The organism is Tardiphaga sp. 215_C5_N2_1 (assembly GCF_052076055.1).
GTDB classification, from domain to species: Bacteria; Pseudomonadota; Alphaproteobacteria; order Rhizobiales; family Xanthobacteraceae; genus Tardiphaga; species Tardiphaga robiniae.
In genome coordinates this window covers 3,886,691-3,910,108 of the sequence record NZ_CP197240.1, presented here as the reverse complement: position 1 = coordinate 3,910,108, position 23,418 = coordinate 3,886,691, and the positions used below count along the sequence as shown (strand labels likewise).

Sequence of the window (23,418 nt, the reverse complement as noted above, 5' to 3'; positions counted from 1 at the left end):
GTGTCGCCTTCAGTTATCGATCCAGAGTGTCACAGAGCTATGTTTCAAAGAGATGATTGCCGCAGCACATTGCGGGATGCGGACGCGTGAAGCGCCCGAATCGTCGTGCAGACCTTTGCTGCATCGATCTTGCCGTCATTCGCGTTCAACAAAGACGCGTTCCCCAACCGCCCGCTGACCATGCCAGCCGGACCAAATCACCCACCTGCCGAAACAAGGTCAGGCTTCTGTGCGTGAAGTTTAAAGCGCAATATCAGGCTTTCGTTCGCTTTGCGGTCGCGAGCAGCGCAGCTCTCTCAGCCATCGCGCTCAACCAAACCTGCCTGTTGGAACCTTTCACCCGGACGGGCTCTCTAGCGAGAATTCTGGCTTCCTGCCGTAAATCTACGGGGCGAGCCAACCCTGAACCGATGTTGTGACAGGAAGGTAGTCGCTCCCCGGGGATATTCCAAGTGGTTTTTTCTGTCGCAAGAAGGCTTTATCGGGGCTTTTTTTGTCCCGATACCGCCCTGCGAATGCCGCCCAGATCGGCTTTGGCCGGCCCCGGCAGGGTTAACCCGGACACCGTCATCAGACCGGCGACATCGTCGCTTTGGTCGTGGCCCACCTCGACCACCAGGAGGCCGCCGGGCACCAGCAACCGGGCGGCTTCGGGGGCGATGGTTCGATAGGCATTTAGTCCGTCTTTTCCACCATCCAAGGCGCGGAGCGGGTCGTGGTCGCGCACCTCGATGTCGAGGTCGGCAATGTCGGCCGAGGGAATATAGGGCGGATTGGAGACGATCAGGTCGAAGCCGCCGGCCAGGGCTGAGGCATAGTCGCAGACAGCGAAATGGGCGCGCTCGATCAAGCCGAGTTGCGCAGCGTTGGAGCGAGCCGTTCGCAGGGCGTCGAGATTGATGTCGGTCGCAATGCCGGTGGCGTTGGTTAACTCCGAAAGCAGCGCCAGCAGGATTGCGCCGGAGCCTGTGCCGAGATCGGCGATCACAAGCGGACGGTCGCGCGGACCAGCCGCATCGAGAAGTTCGAGCGCCGCCTCGACGAGGGTTTCCGTATCGGGACGGGGCACCAGCGTGTCGGGCGATAGCTGCAGCGGCAGGCCCCAGAATTCTTTCGTGCCTAGGACACGGGCCACGGGTTCGCCATCGATGCGGCGCTGTGCGAAGCGGGCAAGTTGGGCCGCTTCATTGGACGTCAAGATGCGATTCGCAGCCGAGATCAACCCGGTCAGATCGAGTCCGAGCGCGTCGCCTGTCAGCAAGCGCGCGTCGAGTTCAGCGGAATCGATGCTGTGGGTGCGGAGCAGATTGGTCAATGAGCGTCGTGCGTCCTCGACGCTCTGTCCGGCGAACATGTCGCCGGCGCTCACGCCGCGTCGCCCTGGGCAGCGAGTTGTGCAGCCTGATGCTCTGTCGTCAGCGCATCGACCAGTTCGCCCAACGCTTCGCCGGCAATCACCTGCGGCAGCTTGTAGAGCGTGAGATTGATGCGGTGGTCGGTGACGCGGCCCTGCGGGAAATTATAGGTGCGGATGCGCTCCGAGCGGTCACCGGAGCCGACCTTCTCCTTGCGCTCGGCCGAGCGGGCGGAATCGATACGCTGCTGCTCGGCGTCATAGATGCGCGAGCGCAGGATGTTCATCGCCGAAGCGCGGTTCTTATGTTGCGAGCGGCTGTCCTGCATCATCACCACGATGCCGGTCGGGATATGCGTGATGCGGATCGCTGATTCGGTCTTGTTGACGTGCTGGCCGCCGGCGCCCTGGGCGCGCATCGTGTCGATGCGCAGGTCGTCCTGCTTGATGTCGATATCCACTTCTTCGACTTCGGGCATGACAGCGACCGTTGCCGCCGACGTGTGAATGCGCCCCTGAGTTTCCGTATCGGGCACGCGCTGCACGCGGTGCACACCGGATTCGAATTTCAACTTGGCGAAAGCACCGCGGCCCTTCACCTCGGCGATGATTTCCTTGTAGCCACCCATGGTGCCCTCGGACGCCGAAATCACCTCGACCTTCCAGCCGGCCAGTGCCGCAAAACGCTCATACATCCGGTACAGGTCGCCGGCGAAGAGTGAAGCCTCGTCGCCGCCGGTGCCAGCACGGATTTCCAGCACCACGTTGCGCTCGTCCATCGCATCCTTCGGCAACAGCGCCACGCGGATTTCCTGCGCCAGCGCCTCGATGCGTTCTTCCAGCGCCGGGCGCTCGGCCTGCGCCATCTCGCGCATCTCCGCATCGGTCGAAGTGTCGGCGATCATCGCATCGATATCTTTGATCTCTGCAAGCGCACCGCGATAGGTCTTCACCGCGTCGATCAGCGGATTGAGCTCGGACAGCTCGCGCGTCATCTTCACATAATTCTCGGCGCTGACCTGACCCATCAGTTGTGCCTCGAGCGAGGCATGATGGGCGAGGAGAACGTCGAGTTTGGCTTCAGGCAGCATGGACATGGGGACGTCTCGGAGATCGCAGAAAGGGAAAGGTGCGTCGTGCGGGCAAGAGCCTCGCTACAACGACAGTCCCTCGGCCTCAGCGAATTCGGTGAGCTTCTGCCGAATCGAAACGCTGCCCGAGGGAGCGTCGAGCAGTTGTGTCATCAGCGCCTCGGCCTTTTTTGCATCGAGGTCGAGAATCATTGCCTTCACGGGACCGTGTGCGGTAGCCGACAGCGACAGCGAGCGATAGCCCATGCCAATCAGCGCCAGCGCGCCGATCGGCTGCGAGGCCATCTCGCCGCACAGCGAGACGTGACGTTTGGCGGCGTCGCCCTTTTGCACGATCTCACGCAGTACGCGCAGGATCGGCGCCGACAGCGTATCGAAGCGTTCCGACACCTTGGCATTGCCGCGGTCGACAGCGAACAGGAACTGGAACAGGTCGTTGGAGCCGACCGAGACGAAGTCGACCTTCTTCAGGAGTTCGTCGAGCTGATAGACTAGCGCAGGCACCTCGATCATGGTGCCAACATCGATCCGCTCTGGCAGCGCATGGCCATGCTGGCGCAGATAGGTCAGTTCACGCTCGATGATCGCCTTGGCTTGATCGAATTCGGCTACTTCAGAAATCATCGGGAACATGATGCGCAGCGCCCGCCCGCCGCCGGCGCGCAGCAATGCGCGGATCTGGCCGCGCAGCAGGCCCGGCCGATCGAGGCCAAGACGGATCGCGCGCCAGCCCAGCGCCGGGTTCTCCTCGACAATGGTCTCCATGTAAGGGAGCGCCTTGTCGCCGCCGATGTCGAGGGTGCGGAACGTCACCGGCTTGGAGCCAGCAGCATCGAGCACCGCACGATACAGCGCCAGCTGATCGCTGGAGCGGGGCAGGCTTTCGCCGACCATGAATTGCAGTTCGGTACGGAACAGGCCGATGCCCGCCGAGCCGGTATCGTCGATATGCGGCAGGTCAATGATCAGACCGGCATTGATCAGCAGGTCAACCTTCTGGCCGTCCTTGGTTACGCAGGGAAGGTCGCGCAGCGCTGAATACTGCGCCTGTCTCCGCGCGCGGAAACGCACGCGTTCGGCATAAGCGGATTCGATCTCGGCGGAGGGCCGAATATAAATCGAGCCCGAGGTGCCATCGACGATGACGGCGTCGCCTGGATCAGCAATGCCCGGCGCATTTGCGACTTCGCCGATCGCGGGAATGCCGAGCGCGCGCGCCACGATCGAGACATGCGAATTAGCCGTACCTTCCTCCAGCACCAGGCCACGCAGCTTCTTGCGATCGTAGTCGAGGAGGGCGGCTGGGCCCATCGCGCGTGCGATCAGGATCGCATTGTCCGGCATCTGTTCGCGCGACGGCGCGTGATCCTGGCCGACCAGCTGCCGCATCAGGCGGTGGCCGAGATCTTCAAGATCGTGCAGGCGGTCGCGCAGATAGGGATCGGTGGAACGCAGCATGCGCGCACGGGTATCCGACTGCACGCGTTCGACGGCGGCTTCCGCAGTGAGGCCGGTGGCGACCGCTTCGTGCAGCTTGTGCGACCAGCCGTGGTCATTGGCGAACATGCGATAGGCTTCAAGCACATCGCGGTGCTCGCCGCCGTCGGCGACGTCGCCGCGTTCCAGCATGCGGTCGAGGTCCGAGCGCAGCTTGGTCAGCGCGGTGTCCAGCCGTTTGATTTCCTTCGGCAGGTCTTCGGCGATGTAATTGGTGATGACGACGCGCGGCTCGTGCAGCACTACATGTCCGAGCGCGATACCATCGGAAAGGATGGCGCCGGTCTTGTGCAGGGAATGCCGCGCAGCGGGCTCGGCGCCCGGCTGCGCCAGCGCCGAAAGCTCGCCGGAGGCGATCATCTCGGCCAGCACCATCGCCGTTGTCTGCAGTGCCTCGACTTCTTCCTCGACGTAAGTGCGCTTGGCGCGGTTCTGCACCACCAGCACGCCGAGCGTATTGCCGGCGCGCAGGATCGGCACGCCGAGGAACGAGTGATAGATTTCTTCGCCGGTCTCCGGGCGGAACGAGAACGCCGGATGGCTCTGCGCGTCGTTGAGATTGAGCGGTGTGGCTTCGGAGGCGACCAGGCCGACCAGGCCCTCATGGGAGCTCAGCACGGTCTGGTGGACGGCGTCGCGGTTGAGGCCTTCGGTGGCGTAGAGCTCGAGTGTATTGTCGACGCGCAGCACGTATGTCGAGCAGACTTCCGCCACCATATTGGCGGCGATCAGCACCACGATCTTGTCGAGGCGTTCCTGAGCGCTGACCTGCTCCGCCATCACTTCGCGGAGCCGTCTCAGCAAGACTCGGGGGCCACCCGACGCGCTCCGCATGTGCCGACACCCTCCCCACGAGGCCGACACCTGACAAAAGCCGTGCGCCGACGCTAAGCCTCAGAAAACAATAGAATTTGCACCGCCGCGCAACAAGAGGCGCAGTGACAGAACCGTATCAGATTGTCCGAAACGGCGCCCTCAGCCGCAACGGCTGCCCATGCAGGCCGTATAGCGAATTGAGGCTTGTTTTGCCAAGCAAAACACCTGCCAGACAAGAAACACACCGTTCACATCAAAATAACGGATGTTTCAGGAAAAATTTTCTACGCTTTGTCGAGACCATACAGCGTGTGCAGGGTGCGAACCGCCAGTTCCGTATAGGCTGTATCGATCAGGACCGAGAACTTGATCTCGGACGTGGTGATTGCCCGAATATTGATCTGGCGCTCGGAAAGGGCGGCAAAGGCTTGTGCGGCGACGCCGGCATGGCTGCGCATGCCCGATCCAATCACTGAGACCTTGGCGACGTCGGTCGCGCTGTCGATGCGGGCATAGCCGATCTTGGCCTTGGCCGCGGTGATGGTCTCTTTGGCGCGGGCATAGTCGGTGGCCGGGACGGTGAAGGTCAGGTCCGTGGTCTTACCGTCTTCGGAGACGTTCTGGACGATCATGTCCACATTGATGTTGGCTTCGGCCAGCGGCACGAAGATCGAGGCGGCGACGCCCGGCTTGTCCTCGATCTGGCGGACGGAAATCTGGGCCTCGTCCTTGGAAAAGGCGATTCCGGTAACGACGTGGCTTTCCATGATTTCCTCCTCGCTGCAGATCAGCGTGCCCGGCGGGGTGCCGTGCGGGTCGATGTCTTCGGGTTTGTCGAAACTTGAGCGCACGAAAATCGGCATATTGTGGGTCATGCCGAGTTCCACGGAGCGGACCTGCAGGACCTTGGCGCCCTGCGACGCCAGTTCCAGCATTTCCTCAAACGCCACCTTGTTCATGCGTTGTGCCTTCGGTACGACCCGCGGATCGGTGGTGTAGACGCCGTCCACGTCGGTATAGATGTCGCAGCGGTCGGCCTTGACGGCGGCGGCAATTGCCACTGCCGAGGTATCGGACCCACCGCGGCCGAGCGTGGTGACGCGGCCGGTCTCGGCATGGATGCCCTGGAATCCGGCGATGACGGCCACTTCCTTGCGCTCCTTGAAGCGCTTGATGAGCTTGTCACCGTCGATCTCGTCGATTCGGGCCGAGGCATGGGCGTCCGACGTCTTGATCGGGATTTGCCAGCCCTGCCAGGAGCGCGCCTGGATGCCGATGGTCTGCAGCGCGATCGCCAGCAGGCCGGCGGTCACGAGCTCACCGGACGCGACGATGGCGTCGTATTCCCGGGCGTCATGCATCGGTGACACTTCGGTGCACCAGGCGACCAGTTCATTGGTTTTGCCCGACATCGCCGACACCACGACCGCGACCTCATGACCGGCATCGACCTCGCGTTTGACGTGCTGCGCGACGTTGCGGATGCGGTCGATGTTGGCGACGGACGTACCGCCGAATTTCATTACGAGCCGGCCCATGACGAGTGGTGCATTCCCTGACGACAGTGGGTAAAGATACCGCGCACTACGCACGCGGGCGAAAACGCGCGTATACATAGCGGCGAGGGTGGGGGCAAGCAACCCGGGTTCCTGTTCCCTTAGAACGCACCGAGACAGGGCATTTTGGACGGTTTATGGGGCGCTATATCGACGATATCCTGCAGCCGGGCGAGAAGGTGCTGTATTCCAGCAACTTGCACTGGGTGGTCTATGCCCCGGCCATCGCAGCCTGGATTGTCTCCGCGGCTTTGCTGGTCCTGACGCGTTACGCGATCAACGAAACCCTTGTTCTGCTCTGCCTGGCATCTTCGGCCGTAGTGGCCTTCGCGGCGCTGTACTGGTCGATGAAGGGCTGGTTCCAGCGCTGGACGACCGAGACGGATGTCACCACGCTGCGGGTCGTGCACAAGGAAGGCTTCATCACGCGCAAGACTTTCGAGATCAGTATCGACAAGGTCGCGAGCGTCAGCGTCAATCAGAGCATTCTGGGACGCATCTTGAATTATGGTGACATCGCCATCGAGAACATGGGTGATGATGAAGAAGTCATCAAGATGATCGCGTCGCCACTCGCATTTCGCAGCCACATCACAGCGCGATAGGACAACGGCTTCACAATGGCCATGCAAGCAAACTACTCGGACGCTTCCGCATCCTCTGTCGATGCCAGCGAAGTCGCGAAATTCTCGAAGCTGTCGGAGGAATGGTGGGATCCGCGCGGCAAGATGGCGCCGCTGCACAAGATCAACCCGCTGCGCCTGACTTATATTCGCGACGCCGCCTGCCGCAAGTTCGATCGCAATGTTCGCAGTCTCAATTGCCTGAGTGGCTTGCGCATGCTCGATATCGGATGCGGGGCTGGTCTGCTGTGTGAGCCATTCACGCGGCTCGGCGCACAGGTGATCGGCATCGATCCCTCTGCCACCAATATCGCCGCGGCCAAGTTGCACGCCGACAAAGGGCATCTGTCGATCGATTATCGTTGCACCACCGTCGAGGAGATGGACGTGCGTGAGCGCTTCGACATCGTGCTGGCGATGGAAGTGATCGAGCATGTCGTCGATGTTGGTGCTTTCCTCGATCGCTGCGCGTCGATGCTAAAGCCCGGTGGCCTGATGGTGGTCTCGACGCTAAATCGAAACTGGAAGAGCTTTGCGCTCGGCATCGTCGCCGCCGAATACGTGCTGCGCTGGCTGCCCCGTGGCACCCATCAGTGGGACAAGTTCGTCACCCCGGACGAACTCGCGCATCACCTGTCGCGCAACAAGCTGGAAATCACCGAACAGTCAGGCGTGGTCTACAACCCACTCGGTGACCGCTGGACGCTGTCGTCCGATATGGACGTGAACTATATGGTGGTCGCGGAAGAGGTGTAGCGTTTCAGCTTCTGCCTGCTTCAGCCTCGCCGGCGCGTCAAACCCCGTTGAGAATAATCACCGTCGGTGCCTTGGGCAGCGCATTGAGTGATATTGTCAGCGTTTGGGCGCTGCGCTGGTCGATTTCGAAATCCTTTCCGATCTTTGTCATGAAGTCGCTGAGCGGTGTCATGAAGCGATGCATGGGCAGCACCACCGAGGCGCGCAGCCGCTTGGTGATCTCGGATACGCCGTCGAGGGACATTGTGTAGCTGCCATCGATCGGCACCATCACGATGTCGAGCCGGCCGATCGCGGCGAAGTGGCTCTCGTCGAGCTTGTGATGCAGATGGCCGAGATGGCCGATGCACAGGCCGGCAACCTCGAAGATGAAGATCGAATTGCCGTCCTTCACCATCTCGCCGCCCGCGTCATCGCCATAGTAACGGCGGATGTCCGTCGTGACGTTGCGGATCAGCACGTCGCCGATGCGCTCATGGATCTGCGCCGGCTGCCCACTCTCGCCCCACCCATGCAATACCGTCTTGATGCGCGGGTCGGGATACAGCGTGTAATGGGTGCTGTGGGCCCGGTTCATCGTCACCACGTCCGGGATGCGATCGAGCTTATAGATGCCGTTATAGTCGGTGGCGATGGTCACGCCGCCGGGTGTGTCGATGTAATAGGTGGAGTGCCCGGCATAGGTGATGGAGACTTCATCGGCCTTCGCAGCAGTCCGACGCAAACTGACCGGAACCGCGAGTGGTGGCCGTGTGGCCATTGCCAGACACTCACTGCCGCGCGGGGCATTTTGCGCGAGTGCTGGGGTAACAACCCAACTCATTGCCCAACAAGTCAGGGTGCCGAGGACGACAGGCAGAAATCGCAGCATGATCCGGCAGTCTCCGAATGCGCTTTGCTTCAATGTATCGCCAAAAGCGGACGCTGCAATGCCGGTTGTGGCGCCGGAGACTGCCCAAGATCGCGGCGCATCGCACGATGTGGATGCCCGGGTGCCGCGATGGAATAGTCGCCACGCTGCAGGGATTGACACGTTGTCTAAGGTAATATGGTTGGGTAGATCTTGTGATCACTACCGTGAGCATTGCAGTTGTCATCCAATTCAGCCCAGCCCTGGGAATTCGTCAGCCGCGATGATCGTGTTGCGGCGTCGCAATCGGGCTGGGTGTTTGACACTGCGATGCTGCTGCTGACGCGGCCACTTGATGCGGCGATTGCCGAGATACTCCAAGTCATAGGCGTGGAGGCCGAAGCAGATCGCGCATGGATGTTCGAATACGATGCCGACCATCTGCGCTTTCGCAACACCCATGAGTGGAGTCGCGGCGGAGTCGGATCCTTTGTGCAGGATCTGCAGCATGTGCCGGTCACCATGATCGGCTGGCTGCATCAACGGCTGGTTCTGGGGCAGGCTGTGATGGTCAATGACATCGAGGCACTGCCGCGCAGTGCCGGTGCGTTGCGCGCTGAGTTTATTCGGCAGAACAACAAGAGTGTACTCAGTGTGCCGGTGTTTCATGACGGCAGGCTCGCCGCCTGTATCGGTTTCGATGCGGTCGCAGCGTCGCGCCGGTGGTCGGATGAAATCGCTGATCTGTTTCGTTGTGCCGACCTCATCGCGGCGGCACGCTATGGCCGGTCGCCGGTCACCTCTGGTGGGGAAGATTCGCAGGCTGCGTATCCCGCACTGATCTACCTACGTCGCGCGCATGGCATTCTCGGCACGCCATTGACCGAAATCGTCGGCCTGCGCTCGTCGAAAGACTATACCGAGGTGTGGCTGGTGGATGGCGCGATGGTCCTTGATCCAAGGCCGCTGACACAGTGGCTGGGCCTGATCCCGCCGGGCTGGTTCGTTCGTATTCATCGCACGGCCGTCGTCAATCATCAGTTCGTGCGCGAGGTCGTGCGCCGGTCGAGCGGGGCATGGCAATTGCGCTTGCATGATTATGAAGACCATTGGCCGGTGTCGCGCGCCGGCCGAGCTGAGCTACGTGCGCACCTTGGCGTTTGAACGACACCAAGCGAGACGAATGCGAGCACGTTAGCGACTCACATTCCACGTGCCGATTGCTATCAATCGCATGCTGATCACGACTTAACAAACCGTTAGCGACGTCAGTGTGTTGAGTATTTTTCGCGTTGTGTGTTGCTACGTTTCAACACGCGAAAAACCTGCAGGGCGTTCGTCGAACCTATAGGTCGATTCGTCGATCTTTGATTGCGACTCGTCATGCGATCGCGTGTCTCATGGAACTTCGCTCGCGTGGATCTGCGAGCTGGAGTTGGATCGTGAAGCTCCCGGTATTTTCAGTCGTCAGCGCAGCGTGCCGCAGCGGCTCGAGTACGAGCAGCGGCACCGGCGCGCGCCGTGCTAACACATTGATGTCGTCGACAGCGATGACGCTGTCGTTGCTGTCGCTTGCGGGTCCGGTGCTGATGGTCGCGGCGATTGCCTCGTCGCAAGCGGTTCATGCGCAGGCTTCGGGCGTCGGCGGAAATGGCGGAGCGCATGCATCTAGCAATCCGAAAGCGGGCGGAATAGGCGGTGTGATCGACCCCGCCAATGGAGGCGGCGGCGGCGGTGGCGGCGGCAGGAATGCCAAGAACGAGTCGCTGAAGAACGCTTATATCGGCAATGGCGGTAAGGGGGGCAGTGGTGCACATGCCAGTGGAGGAGGAGACGGCGGCCAGGGTGGAAACCTGGGCTTCAACGGTTCGCAACTCCCGGGCGGCCAAATCCAGGGAGGCGCGGGATCGCCCGGGAAGCGTCCCCAGCGGCTCAAGGGTGGAGATGGCAGCAACTGGTTTCATGGAATGGGCCATGACGGCGGCAGTGGCGGCGGTGGCGGCGGTGGCGGCACCGGCGGGATATTCAGCGGGTCGTTCGTTCCCGGCAACCAGTTCATTGCGGGCGGCGCAGGTGGCAGTGGCGCCGCCGCCGCCGATGGTGGCGATGGTGTTGTGGCGTATTACGGAACCTTCATGGCCCCCGGCTACGGCGGCGGTGGCGGAGGAGGAGGAGGTGGTGGTGGCGGCGGAATAGGCCTCTACGCATCCGGACAAACCCTGGAAACGCTCGCGCCCGTTATCAGAGGTGGTTCGGGCGGTTGGGGTGGTGCCGGCGGCAATGGAGGCACGGGCGCGCCGGATAGTATCGGTAACTATTGCCCGGGCGGACAGCCGCCCTGCATCACCACCGCGACCGATGGCGGCGTCGGCGGCGATGGCGGCAGTGGGGGCAATGGTGGCAATGGCGGTGCCGGCATTGTCGTCGAGAAGGCGCGCATGATCGTCATTGGAAGTGGCGCCTCGGTGTTCGGCGGGACCGGCGGGAACGGCGGGGCGGGTGGATCGGGCGGCCAAGGCGTTTCCGGCGGCAATGGTGGCAATGGCGGCAACGGCGGTGCCGGCGGCACCGGCGTCGTGGTGGTGAGCCCCGGCATTGTGCGCGTCGAGAATGGCGGACTGGTGCAGGGCGGCGATGCTGGAGCGGGCGGGACAGCCGGCCCGGGCGGCGGCGGCTGGGAGCTCGGCAATGGAAGCAACGGTCACGCCGGTGCGAATGGAGTGGCGGGAGTCGCCATCCTTGGGCAGAGCGCCGGCATAACAGTCGTTGCGGCCGGGGCGATCGAAGGCGGCCGAAACGTCGACGGATCGCGCGCTGCGGCGATTCTGTTCTCCGGCGGCGGCAACAGGCTGGAGTTATGGTCCGGCGCGAACATTACAGGCGATGTCGTCGTCGGCTCGGATGCGAGCAATCCCAATATCTTTGCGTTGGGTGGCAATCAGGACGCGACGTTCGATCTCTCCGGATTGGGCACGAAGTATCGGGGCTTTTCGGTGCTGGAAAAAAATGGCGACGCCGTCTGGACGCTTTCGGGGATATCGGCATCCTTCGCCGGCGATTTGCGCGCCAATGCCGGCAGCCTGGCCTTTGCTGGTGGCGCCAGACTGACGACGGTCAATGGCTATGTCGGCTATGACAGCGGCACCGATGCCAATGTCACCGTCTCTGGCCCAGGCGCATCGTGGCTCAATGCCAATCTGTTCGTCGGCTATCGCGGCACCGGCTCGTTGCTGATTGCTGATGGCATGCATGTGACTGCAGCCACCGCTTCAATTGGCAACGATGCGTCTTATGTCGCGCATGGCACGGTGAAGGTCGATGGCATCGGGTCGACGCTCGATGCCCAGACCCTGAAGATCGGCGCAGCGTCCGTTGGCGCGTTGACGGTGAGCAATGGGGGGGCTGCGAAGGCGCGTACGATTCGGGTAGGCGCCTCTGGTGTGAGTGGTGCGTTGAATATCGGATCCGAGCCCGGGGCAGCGCCTCTGGCGCCTGGTGTTGTGACAGGCCCGGTTGAGCTCGCACAAAGCGGCGCGCTCAATTTCAACCATACGAGCGCCGACTATCTCTTCAACAACCTCATCACCGGCAATGGTGCGATCAATGTGCTGTCAGGCACCACGATCCTGTCTGGTCGCAGTGCTGCTTTCACGGGCACCACGGAAATCCTGAGCGCAACGCTTGGCGTGACCGGACAACTGGGTGGCACGGTCAATGTCGATGCGGGCGGACGTCTCACCGGCAACGGCATCGTCGGTGCCACCACGGTGCTCAATGGCGGCACGCTGGCGCCGGGTGGCACGGGTCGTCTGACGGTGAACGGCAACCTGTCGATGCTCGCCGGCAGCGCCTTTGATTTCAATCTCGGCCATTTTTCGAACGGCGCAGCCTCGACGACGTCAGCGAGCGTCTTTGCAAATGGCGATGTTTCGCTCCACGACGTGACGTTCAATATCAGTGGTACGGGCGAGCCTGCGGTCGGTTACTATCGTATGATCAACTACACCGGCGGTTCGTCAATCTCCGGACTGACCATCGGCACGATGCCCCCGATCTCGGGGCTGTTTCCCGTCACCTATTCGATCGACAGCTCGCGGCTCCATGTGGTCGATCTCATTGCTTCGCCCAATGGCACCGACATCCTCCAACGTTGGGATGATGCGTCGAGCGGTACTGCGGGTGGCAGCGGAACCTGGAATGCGCTTAATAGCAACTGGTTTGATTTGGGCGGTGTTGCCAATACCCAGTGGGGATCCATTTATGGCGTCTTCAACGGCCCGGGCGGCACGGTCACGATCGATGGATCGCAGAAATTCTATGGACTGCAATTCGTCGGCGGTCTCTACAACCTTGTTCAAGGCACTGGCGAACTGCGGCCAACCGCGTTGTCCGGCTCGGACGGCATTGGTGAGCTGCGTGTTCTGTCGGGCGAGACGGCGACGATTTCGGCTCCGATTGTAGGCGCCGGTGGTGTGAACAAGGCGGGTGGCGGCACGCTCGTGCTCGCCGGTACCAGCACCTATGCTGGCGGCACGACCATCAGTGGCGGTACGCTGCAGATTTCGTCGAATGCAAATCTCGGCGCTGCAGCCGGCGGTCTCACCTTCGACAATGGCATCTTGCATACGACTGCAAACATCGCGTCGGCGCGGAACGTCTCGCTGCTCGGGATCGGCGAGATCGATGCCGACGCTGCAACGGCGCTGGTGCTCACCGGCACGGTGTCCGGCACCGGTAGCTTGATCAAGGCCGGCGACGGCACTCTGATGTTGGCCAATACCAACAGCTGGACTGGCGGCATGCTGCTCGAAGCCGGTACGCTGCAGCTTGGCGCTTCCGGTGCACTGCCCAACGGCATTGACGTGATTGTCTATGGCGGCAAGTTCGATCTCAACGGCTACAACACCTCGACGCATTCGCTGATCGGCTTCGGCGGCGAGATCGCGCTCGCCAGTGCGCAACTGACGCTCAATCAGGCAAGTGACACGGTCATCGCAAGCACCATCACCGGTGTCGGCGGCAGCCTCGTGAAATCCGGCAACGGCACGTTGCTGCTATCCGGCACCAATACATATACGGGCGGCACGACAGTTTCCGGCGGCGCCGTTGCAGTTCTCGCGGACGCCAATCTCGGCACGGGCACGCTGACGCTCTCGGGTGGCACGCTGCTGACGCTCGCCGATATCACGTCCGCGCGAAGTATCGTGCTTTCCGGCAACGGCACAATCGAGACGCTGTTCGGAACGACATTCTCGACTATGGGAGATGTCTCGGGCGCCGGCGTATTGACCAAGGATGGCTGGGGCACGTTGGTTCTGGCAGGCGCCAACTCTTTTAGCGGCGGCACGACGATCAAGGCTGGTACGCTGCAGATAGGCAATGGCGGCACCACCGGCACACTGTCCGGCAACGTCACGAACAATGGCATCCTGGCATTCAACCGATCCGATAATTTTGTCTATAATGACGTCATCTCCGGTCCCGGCGCTTTCATCCAGGTCGGGACGGGCCTTACGGTGTTTAGCAACGACAACACCTACAACGGCGGCACGTTGATCTCTGCCGGTACGCTGCAGCTCGGCATTGGCGGCGCTGCGGGCTCTATCATTGGCGATGTCATCAACAACGGCCAGTTCCAGATTTTCCGCTCCGACGTCTATACGTTCGGCGGCACGATCTCCGGCAGTGGCATGTTCCGGCATGTCGGCACCGGCACGATGGTCCTGACGGCAGACAATACTTACAGCGGTGGTACGGAGATCACGCAGGGCATTCTGCAGATCGGTGATGGTGGTTTCACAGGATCGATCCTCGGCAATGTCATCAACAATGGCGAACTTGTCGCGAAGCGCGAGGGTCTGCTGACATTGGCGGGTGCCATCTCCGGCAGCGGTTCATTCACGCAGAGCGGCTTGGGCATTACGCGCCTCGACGGACTCAACAGCTATACGGGCGCCACCGACGTCAAGGCCGGAACGCTGAGCGTCAACGGCTCGATCGCCGCGTCGTCGCTGGTGAGTGTCGAACGCGGCGCGACGCTCGGCGGCAACGGCATCGTCAGCACCACGCAAATCCAGGATGGCGGCATGCTGTCGCCCGGCAATTCGGTCGGGCTGCTGTCCGTACAAGGCAATCTGACGTTTGCCGCTGCTTCGAGCTACATGGTCGAGGTATCTGGCTTGGCGGCGGACCGGACCAATGTCACAGGCACCGCGTCGCTCAACAATGCAGGCGTTCGCGTCAGCTTCGATCCCGCGGCCTATGTACGTGAACGCTACACCATTTTGAACGCCGCAGGCGGCATGACGGGCACGTTCAGCCCGAATATCGTCAGCGATGAACCACCTTCGTTCATCACGACGCTGAGCTACGATGCTCAAAACGTCTATCTCAATGTCGATCTGAAGCTGACTGGTCTCAACATCAATCAGAACAACATCGCCTCGTCGCTGAATGCCTATTTTGGCAGCCATGGCGGCATCCCCTATGCGCTCGGCGCGATGGCGCCGGAGGATCTGACGCAATCGTCGGGTGAACTCTCGACCGGCGTGCAACAGAACACCGTGCAGGCCATGACGCAGTTCATGGGCGTGCTGACCGATCCCATCGCAGCCAATCGCGGCCTTGCAGCGGCGGGCACAGCGTCAAATGCCTTCGCATCGGCCGATCGTTCAGCGACGTCGTGGCGCGACGCCTACGGCGCGATCACCAAGGCGCCCCCTGCGGCGGCGAGTTTCGAGTCGCGCTGGAACGTCTGGGCTGCGGGCTTCGGTGGTGGTCAGGCGACCGACGGCAATACGGTCGTTGGTTCGCACAATAGCGGTAGCCGGATCGGCGGCATTGCCGTCGGTGCCGATACCTGGCTGTCGCCGCAGACGCTTGCCGGCTTCGCCGTGGCTGGCGGCGGCACCAGCTTCGGCTTGTCGGATAATCTCGGTTCAGGTCATTCGGACCTGTTCCAGATCGGTGGCTTCATCCGCCATCACCAAGGCTCCGCTTATATCACAACTGCGCTCGCCTGCGGATGGCAGAACATCACTACGGAACGGCTGGTGACCATCGTCGATGCCGACCGGCTGCGCGCGAACTTCACCGCGTACGCTTTCTCGGCGCGCGCCGAAGCTGGCCGTCGGAGCGTGCTGCCGTGGCTTGGCGGCGTGGGTTTGACGCCTTATGCCGCGGGCCAGGTTACGAATATCGACCTGCCAGCCTATGCAGAGACGCTTGTCTCCGGCGGCAATGATTTTGCGCTCAGTTACACCGGACGCAACGTCACTGCCATGCGTAGCGAACTTGGCCTCCGTACCGACAAATCCTTCACTTTAGATCAGGCGTTGCTCACGCTGCGTGGGCGCGCCGCATGGACGCATGACTTCAATCGCGATCGCGTCGCGCAGGCCTCGTTCCAGTCGCTGCCTGGTGCGAGCTTCGTCGTCAACGGCGCGGCGATGGCGCCCGATGCGGCACTGACCAGCGCGAGTGCGGAGGTCATGCTCGGCAGCGGGCTGTCGGTCGCAGCGACGTATGAGGGCGAGTTCTCCAACCTCACCCGCAGCCATGCAGGCAAGGGCGTCGTGCGCTTCGTCTGGTAAGCCACGTCCGAGGCGGTCGCGATCGCATCGCAGGCATGGGCGCAGGCCGCTTGACCCTGCGGCGTGACGCAGTCAGGTTCCGCGCCATCGCTCGCGGACCCGTCCTGCCTCATGTTCACCATCGCCTCGCTCTGGATCCCCTTCACTATCATCGCCTCGCTGGGGCAGGTGGCGCGCAATGCCATGCAGCGCTCGCTCACCGGCCCGCTCGGGACCTGGGGCGCCACCAACATCCGTTTTCTGTTCGGCTTCCCGTTTTCGATCGTCTTTTTCGTGGTGATCATCCTGGCGACGGGCGACAAGGTGCCGTGGCCATCAGCCGAATTCTGGCCGTGGCTGCTACTCGGTGCGCTGAGCCAGATCTTTGCCACAGGGCTCATGCTGGCAGCGATGAATGATCGCTCCTTTGTGGTCACCACGGCCTATCTCAAGACCGAGGCGATCCAGACCGCGATTTTCGGTTTCGTCTTTCTCGGCGATCATCTGACGGTGCTGAAGGTCGCGGCGATCCTGATTGCCACCATCGGAGTCGTCGTCACGGCGCTGCGGCCCGGTGCTACGCGCAACATCGCCAGCATCCGGCCGACCGTCCTCGGGCTGGTCGCGGCGGCGGCTTTTGCGCTGTCGGCCGTCGGCTTTCGCGGCGCCATCATCACGGTGCCCGGTGTCAGTTTCGTCACGGCGGCGTCCTATGCGCTGGTCTGGGCACTATTCGTGCAGACCTTGATCCTGACCATCTATCTGCTGGCCCGTGCCCCCAAGGTGTTGAGCGACATCCTCGGCCTATGGAAGCCATCGATGCTGGCCGGCTTCATGGGCGCAGCCGCCTCGCAATTCTGGTTCCTGGCCTTTGCACTTACGGCCGCCGCCAATGTGCGGACACTGGCGCTGGTCGAGGTGTTGTTCGCGCAGGCCGTCGCCTATTATTCGTTCAAACAGCCGTTGTCTGCTCGCGAATTGTCGGGGATCGCGCTGATTGTCGTCGGCGTGGCGATGCTGGTTGCGGTGTGACGGCGCAGTGCGCGTGATGTCTCTTTCGTGGGCGCGTCTGCTGCGATAGGACTGATCGCAGCCTTCCCCGTGCCGATCCCGAGACCAGATTGATGCGCATCCTGTCCCTGCTCTTCCTGCTGCTTGTCGCCAACCCGGCCTCGGCGGTTGAAGCCATCGTCAAGGACGGCGACACGATCCAGATCGGCAATGTCGCCTACAAGCTTGCCGGCCTGGACGCGCCGGAGGTGGATCAGCCCTGTGTCGATGAACATGCCGACAACTGGGCCTGCGGCATCGAGGCAAGGGACCAGCTGGTGAAACTGATCGGCAAGCGCGAGGTTCGCTGCGAGGACCTTGGCGAGGACAAGATCTACAAGAACCGTCGCGCCGGTCTCTGCAGTGTCGTTGGCGAGACGAGTAGCCTCAATCAGGCGGTGATCCAATCGGGCTATGCGGTGAGCATCGAACCGTCGGACAAGGCAAGCGCCAAGACCAGCTTCAAGTCCGATGAGACGGCGGCCAAGGACAAGCGCCAGGGGCTGTGGCGCGGGTGCTTCGTGACGCCCGCGGAGTTCCGCGGCAAGGCGAGCGACAGCCCATTGCTCGGCTCGGCTTGTCGGAGCGACAAGGACAAGGAGCTGCGCGCGGCGCTATTTCCCACCGATCTCGCGATGCCGTCGGGCTGCAATATCCGGGCGAAACAGGTCCGCCGCGCCAAGTTTACCGGCCATGTTGGCGTCTATCTCATTCCCCAATGCCAGAATTACGCGACCCAGCCGAAGCCGGATCGCTGGTTCTGCAGCGAGGACGACGCCCGCGCCGCGGGTTACCGCAAGGCGCTCAACTGTCAGGCCCCCAGTCGCCGCAACTGAGCGATGAGCCGGTGGCGCTGGACGCCGCGGGCTGAACCACGTAGCAAATCAGGACGCCGAAATGAGCCGGGCGCGTGCGCCCAAAACCTGTTTAAGGGGCTTATTCCAGTATGCGAAATCCGGAGTGAAGCGCGTGGCCGAGAACACCAGTTCAGCATCGATCGAAGCCGTTGAGCGCAGCCTGGCCTCTGCCGGCTATATTGCCAGCCGGCAGATCGCCACCGCTGTCTATCTCGCCCAGAAAATCGAGAAACCGATCCTCGTCGAAGGCCCGGCCGGCGTCGGCAAGACCGAACTCGCCAAGGCGATCGCTGCGTCGCGCGGCCTCGAGATGATCCGCATGCAGTGCTACGAGGGCCTCGACGAGGCCAAGGCGCTGTACGAGTGGAAATATGCCAAACAGCTACTCTACACCCAGATCCTGAAGGACAAGCTCGGCGAAGTGCTGGGCGGGGCCGATACGCTCGCCAAGGCGCTCGACCAGTTGCACGATTTCGGCGACGTGTTCTTCTCCAAGGAGTTCGTCGAGCCGCGTCCGTTACTGCGCGCTCTGGAACAGCCGATGGGCTGCGTGCTTCTGATCGACGAGATCGACAAGTCCGACGCCGAATTCGAATCGCTGCTGCTCGAAATCCTGTCCGACTTCCAGGTCACGATCCCCGAGCTCGGCACCGTCGTAGCCATCGTACCGCCGACCGTGATCCTGACCTCGAACGGCGAACGTGATCTTGGCGACGCGTTGAAGCGCCGCTGTCTGCATCTGCATATTGGTTTCCCCGAACCGAAGCTCGAGGAGCGCATCGTCGAAACCCGCGTGCCCGGCGTTTCCGCGACACTGCGCAAGCAGCTTGTCGGTTTCGTCAATCAGGTCCGCACGCTGGACCTGAAGAAGCTCCCATCGGTCAGCGAGACGATCGACTGGGCCAAGGTGCTGGTGTTGCTCGGCGCGTCCGAACTCGGCCACGAGATGGTCAAGGATACGTTGAACGTGCTGCTGAAATACGAAGGCGATATCGAAGCGACACTGCCGCAGGTCTCGGGCTTCGTTGCCAAGGCCGACCGGCAGGGCGTGTTCGGTTAGCCATGCGCGACACGCTGCATCGCTTCTTTCGGGCGGCGCGCGGCGCCGGTGTCAGGATTTCGCCTGCCGAAAGTATCGATGCGATGCGTGCCGCCGCTGAAGTGGGCCCCGCCGATCGCGCCATCCTGCGCGATGCGCTGCTGCTGACCATGGCGAAGTCCGGCGAGGAGAAGGCGGCGCTCGCTGCCTGTTTCGATACGTTCTTCACCCATCCTGATTTCGAAGCGCCGTCCGGGGCAAATGACGACGAGACTGGCGAGGGGGGAAGCGAGACCGAAGCCGCGGCAGGCACCGCGTCGGCACAGGATTCGACCGAACTCGGTTCGCTGGCGCAGATGCTGCTGGCGCAGGATCGCGCCGCCATTGCCGCTGCGCTTTCAAACGCATCGAATGCCGCCGGCCTGACCGACATCCGTGTTTTCACCCAGCGGGGCTTGTTTGCCAGCCGGGTGCTCGAGCAGCTCGGGATCGCGCAACTGCGCGACGATATCGACGCGCTCACGACCCGCAATCCAGCAGATGCAGAACGGCTTGCAACGGCGCTCGGCAGCCTGCGCGAGACCGTCAGCGAGATGGTCGCGCAGGCGCTGCTGCTCTATGGCCGCGAGGAGAAGGAAGCGTTGCGCAACGAGATCCTGCGCAACGCGCCGATGGCGCGGTTGGAACAGCGCCAGATCGAGCAGATGCGAACACTGATTCGCAACATCGCACGGCGGCTGCGCGAGCGTTTCAGCAAGCCGCGCAAACGGCAGCGCCGCGGCCATCTCGACGTCCGCCGCACTATCCGCCGCAATGCTGCATGGGGCGGCGTGCCGTTCATGACGGCATGGAAGCGTCGCCATCGCGACAAGCCGAAGATCGTCGCCATTTGCGACGTCTCGGGCTCCGTTGCGCAGGTCTCCGACTTCTTTCTGCTGCTGATCCACAGCCTGCATGAAGTGGTGTCCGACGTGCGCTCCTTCGCTTTTTCCGGTAACCTGATCGAAGTCAGTGAAGTCCTGGAGAAGAATAAACCCGAAGAGGCGATGAAGCAGATCATGTCGTCGGTTGGCTACGGCTCGTCCGACTATGGTCGCTCCTTCGTTGATTTCGAGAAGGGTTTCATGAGCGCGATCACGGCGCAGACCACGGTCATTGTGCTCGGCGATGCCCGCAGCAACAATCTCGATCCGCGCGCCGACATCCTGCGCCGAATCGGCGAGCGCTCGAAGCGGCTGGTCTGGCTCAATCCTGAGGGCCGTATGGGCTGGGGCTTCGGCGATTCCGAAATGCCGCGCTATGCGACCTTCTGCAATGTCGTGCGCCAATGCGCGACGGCGCAGCAACTCGAGCGCGCGGTCGCGGATATCGTGGCGACCTATCAATAGCCGTCGTCATCAGCCGAAGGTGAAGGCATAGGCCCGCACGCCCGGATCGAGGAATTCGATTCCGAATGTACGGTCGGTGACGTCGCCAGCCTGCCGCACCAGCTGATACAGCTTCGCATCCGTCACGGTGCCATATCCCTCGGCATCGGTATCGGTGCCATGGCTGGCGCCGGGTGCTGCGCCATTGATGGTGACGCGGAAGCGCACCGACTTGCCGTCCGGCGATGGCCCAAGAACCAGATGCAGGTCGCGGGCGTGGAAACGATAGGCGATACGGCCGGACGCCTCATCGAGCTGCGCATATTCGCGGCCGATGGTCCATGTGCCGCCCAGCGTCCAGCGGTTCAGCGGTAGCATGTCGATGCCGCGATAGACGCTCGGCACATCCTCACGCGCGCCGCCCGGTGAGGTGAAGCCGGTAGCCTGTCCATAGCCGAGATAGGTTTCCGACGACCGGAGTTGGACTTCGTCCGCCGCAACCTGCGTGCCTTCGGCTGTCACCGTTGCTGCGTCGTCGGTTGGGTTGTGGCCGGCCTCGGCGAGCAATTGCTGGATCACCTTTTCCGACGTCGCATAGTTGCCCTCGCCGATTGCCTGATGACGGATGCGACCATCGGCACCGACGAAGTAGAGGGCAGGCCAAGCATTGTTGCTGAAAGCGCGCCAGACCCGGAAGTCGTTGTCGATCGCGACCGGATAGCCAACGCCGAGCTTCGCTGTTGCGGTGCTGACATTGCCGACGTTCTTCTCGAAGGCGAATTCCGGCGTGTGTACGCCGATCACGACGAGGCCCTGATCGCGATACTTGTCGGCCCAGGCACGGATATGCGGCAGCACACGCAGGCAGTTGATGCAGGAATAGGTCCAGAAATTCACCAGCACGACCTTGCCCTGCAGGTCCTCAGCCTTCAGCGGCGACGTGTTGAGCCATTGCCTGCTGCCCACGATCGATGCGAGCGGGCCCGACAGTGACGCGTGGGGTGTGGCATTGCCGATGGACGTCCCGGCCTGCGCGGATGCTGCGGGCTGCAGCGTGTCGATCAGCTTGCTTTCAAACGCCGTCGTCGACGGCAGAGATAGTTGCGTCAGCAGGCGCGTATCCAGCCCGGCCCAGATCGCGATGGCGCCGAGCACCACTGCGCCACCCAGCGCGCGACGCACGCCGTCGCTCCATGGCATCAGCTCGCGCGCTTTGGCGAGCAAACGTCCGCCCAACAGCATGCCGGCGGCGAGTGACGTTGCCGCACCAAGACCATAGGCGAGCAACAGCAACACGGTATCGATTCCCGGCCCGTGCAGTGCCGCGCCGGTGAGGATCAGGCCCAGCACCGGTCCGGCACAGGGTGCCCAGACGAGGCCCGTCGCGATGCCGAGCAGCAGCGATGCGACCGGCGTGCGGTTGGCCTTTGCATCATTCTGGCCGGCCCAGTTGGACAACTTCACACCGAGTAGCACCAGCGGCGCCATCAGCCGCGTGGCGAGAGTCGGCAACAGCAGTGCCAGGCCGAATAGCGTCATTGCGATGAGGGCGATGGTTCTGCCATAGCGATTTGCCTCGATCGCCCAGTTGCCGGCGACAGAGGCGAGACTGGCGGCCACCGCGAAAGTCAGTGTGAGGCCGATCAGCAAGGGCAATCCGCTGCGGCGAAACGGTTCGTCCGCGCGGGCGAGAATGATCGGCAGGATCGGGAAGATGCAGGGCGATGCGATGGTGAGCAGGCCGGCCGCATAAGCGAGGATGAAGAGCGTCACGGTGATCTCCAAAAATTCACGAGTGAAGCCGGCGACCGTTCGGGGGAGCGCCGCGATCCGCGGACCGGTTGACGGTCCGCGAAAGAAGGTGAGGGTCAGATCAGGTTGATCGCGACATTGATGTTGCCGCGCGTTGCCTTCGAGTAAGGGCAGATCTGATGCGCGGCATCGACCACCTGGCGCGCGACGTCCGGTGCCATGTCAGGTAGGCTGACATTGAGGCGGGCCTGCAGGAAGAAATCACCACCGGTGGTGCCGAGATCGACTTCGGTGTCGACGGCGACGTCGGCCGGCAGCTTGACCTTCAGATTGCTGGCGGCGCGCCCCATGGCGCCGATGAAACAGGCCGACCAGCCGGCCGCGAACATCTGCTCGGGATTGGTGCCGGCGCCAGCCGAGCCCGGAGGCGACAGCTTGACGTCCAGCCGGCCGTCGGAGCTTCGCGAGGCGCCATCGCGGCCACCGGTGGTGTGGGTCTGGGCGGTGTAGAGAACCTTTTCGATGGTGGTCGAGGTCACGATCGTCTCTCCTTTTATATCGTATACGATGTAATCGAGTACGATATAAATAGCGACGTAGACGCCCTTGCCAACTCTTCCGATTTAATCGCATCCGATATATATGGATCCGACAGGTCACGTTCTCGTGTCCCTGACGGAGTGCAAGCATGCCATCCACCAAGCCCAAATCGATTGAACAAGCCTCCGCCGATTCCGCGCAGGCCGGCCCGAAACTGTCTGATTTCCTCTGTTTTTCGATCTATTCAGCCAATCTGGCCCATGGCCGGGCCTACAAGCCGATCCTCGAAAAGCTCGGTCTGACTTACACCCAGTACATCGCCATCGTGGCGCTGTGGGAGGAGGACGGGCAGACCGTGGGCAGTCTCGGCGAAAAGCTGTTTCTGGAGTCGAACACGCTGACGCCGATCCTGAAGAAGCTGGAGGTCATGGGCTATCTGCGCCGGCAGCGCGATCCCGGGGATGAACGGCAGGTGGTGATCAGCCTGACCGACGAAGGCCGGCGGTTGCGCGAGAAGGGCCTGACCATGAATCTCGTCAAAGCGTCGGGGCTCAAGCCGGACGAGTTCAAGAAAATGCAGCAGGGCGTCGCCACGCTGCGCGATAACCTGATCAAAGCTGCGCGCGAAAGCTGATCCGCACATCGGCCATGCAATGGCCGGCATGCGGGTGCATGCTGTGTCGTCCTCCTGTAACGTCG

16 protein-coding genes are annotated in these 23,418 nt (G+C 62.3%); 9 read left to right on the top strand and 7 right to left on the bottom strand.

From position 1 onward, the window contains the following. Nucleotides 1-478 precede the first annotated feature (478 nt). The 4 genes from prmC to AB7828_RS18590 form a co-directional block, all read right to left on the bottom strand. The gene (prmC, locus tag AB7828_RS18605) at nt 479-1,354 is read right to left on the bottom strand and encodes a peptide chain release factor N(5)-glutamine methyltransferase (protein ID WP_441232266.1); all 876 of its coding nucleotides are present in this window, start codon (nt 1,352-1,354) and stop codon (nt 479-481) included. An 11-nt stretch (nt 1,355-1,365) separates the two neighbouring features. Next, entirely contained in the window at nt 1,366-2,451 is a 1,086-nt protein-coding gene (prfA, locus tag AB7828_RS18600) for a peptide chain release factor 1 (RefSeq protein WP_441230847.1), read from the bottom strand. A 57-nt stretch (nt 2,452-2,508) separates the two neighbouring features. Further along, the gene (ptsP, locus tag AB7828_RS18595) at nt 2,509-4,776 is read right to left on the bottom strand and encodes a phosphoenolpyruvate--protein phosphotransferase (protein WP_120287361.1); all 2,268 of its coding nucleotides are present in this window, start codon (nt 4,774-4,776) and stop codon (nt 2,509-2,511) included. Nucleotides 4,777-5,042: 266 nt separating this feature from the next. Beyond that, a complete protein-coding gene (locus tag AB7828_RS18590; RefSeq protein WP_089267720.1) occupies nt 5,043-6,296 on the bottom strand; it encodes an aspartate kinase in 1,254 nt (417 codons plus the stop codon). Between the two features lie 155 nt (nt 6,297-6,451). Here AB7828_RS18590 and AB7828_RS18585 point away from each other — a divergent pair, with 155 nt between their 5' ends. Together AB7828_RS18585 and ubiG are read left to right on the top strand one after the other, a co-directional pair. Then, nucleotides 6,452-6,919, top strand: a complete 468-nt coding sequence (locus tag AB7828_RS18585; RefSeq protein ID WP_175368067.1) for a PH domain-containing protein — start codon at nt 6,452-6,454, stop codon at nt 6,917-6,919. Between the two features lie 15 nt (nt 6,920-6,934). Next, nucleotides 6,935-7,693 carry a bifunctional 2-polyprenyl-6-hydroxyphenol methylase/3-demethylubiquinol 3-O-methyltransferase UbiG gene (gene ubiG, locus AB7828_RS18580; protein ID WP_120287358.1) on the top strand — a complete coding sequence of 253 codons (759 nt, stop codon included), beginning with the start codon at nt 6,935-6,937 and terminating at the stop codon, nt 7,691-7,693. Nucleotides 7,694-7,730: 37 nt separating this feature from the next. Here the strand turns inward: ubiG and AB7828_RS18575 are convergent, their stop codons facing one another. Then, complete coding sequence (locus AB7828_RS18575; protein WP_441230846.1) at nt 7,731-8,564, bottom strand: MBL fold metallo-hydrolase; 834 nt, start codon at nt 8,562-8,564, stop codon at nt 7,731-7,733. Nucleotides 8,565-8,873: 309 nt separating this feature from the next. On the opposite strand from AB7828_RS18575, the gene AB7828_RS18570 reads away from it, so the two are divergent. The 6 genes from AB7828_RS18570 to AB7828_RS18545 all read left to right on the top strand — a co-directional run bounded on the left by AB7828_RS18570 (nt 8,874) and on the right by AB7828_RS18545 (nt 20,448). Next, a complete protein-coding gene (locus AB7828_RS18570; RefSeq protein WP_309942453.1) occupies nt 8,874-9,707 on the top strand; it encodes a LytTR family transcriptional regulator DNA-binding domain-containing protein in 834 nt (277 codons plus the stop codon). 278 nt (nt 9,708-9,985) lie between these two features. Beyond that, nucleotides 9,986-16,135: an autotransporter-associated beta strand repeat-containing protein gene (locus AB7828_RS18565; protein ID WP_441230845.1), complete on the top strand. Its 6,150-nt coding sequence runs from the start codon at nt 9,986-9,988 to the stop codon at nt 16,133-16,135. Between the two features lie 111 nt (nt 16,136-16,246). Continuing rightward, nucleotides 16,247-17,146 carry an EamA family transporter gene (locus tag AB7828_RS18560; protein WP_441230844.1) on the top strand — a complete coding sequence of 300 codons (900 nt, stop codon included), beginning with the start codon at nt 16,247-16,249 and terminating at the stop codon, nt 17,144-17,146. Nucleotides 17,147-17,238: 92 nt separating this feature from the next. Further along, nucleotides 17,239-18,000, top strand: coding sequence for a thermonuclease family protein (locus tag AB7828_RS18555; protein ID WP_441230843.1), 762 nt, complete (start codon nt 17,239-17,241; stop codon nt 17,998-18,000). A gap of 133 nt (nt 18,001-18,133) precedes the next feature. Further along, entirely contained in the window at nt 18,134-19,081 is a 948-nt protein-coding gene (locus tag AB7828_RS18550) for an AAA family ATPase (RefSeq protein WP_441230842.1), read from the top strand. Nucleotides 19,082-19,083: 2 nt separating this feature from the next. Continuing rightward, entirely contained in the window at nt 19,084-20,448 is a 1,365-nt protein-coding gene (locus AB7828_RS18545; protein ID WP_441230841.1) for a VWA domain-containing protein, read from the top strand. Between the two features lie 9 nt (nt 20,449-20,457). On the opposite strand, the gene AB7828_RS18540 is transcribed toward AB7828_RS18545, so the two are convergent. Together AB7828_RS18540 and AB7828_RS18535 are read right to left on the bottom strand one after the other, a co-directional pair. Beyond that, a complete protein-coding gene (locus tag AB7828_RS18540) occupies nt 20,458-22,200 on the bottom strand; it encodes a cytochrome c biogenesis protein DipZ (RefSeq protein WP_441230840.1) in 1,743 nt (580 codons plus the stop codon). Between the two features lie 95 nt (nt 22,201-22,295). Further along, the gene (locus tag AB7828_RS18535) at nt 22,296-22,718 is read right to left on the bottom strand and encodes an organic hydroperoxide resistance protein (RefSeq protein WP_309942469.1); all 423 of its coding nucleotides are present in this window, start codon (nt 22,716-22,718) and stop codon (nt 22,296-22,298) included. 149 nt (nt 22,719-22,867) lie between these two features. Here AB7828_RS18535 and AB7828_RS18530 point away from each other — a divergent pair, with 149 nt between their 5' ends. Beyond that, entirely contained in the window at nt 22,868-23,353 is a 486-nt protein-coding gene (locus AB7828_RS18530) for a MarR family winged helix-turn-helix transcriptional regulator (RefSeq protein WP_441230839.1), read from the top strand. Nucleotides 23,354-23,418: the final 65 nt, after the last annotated feature.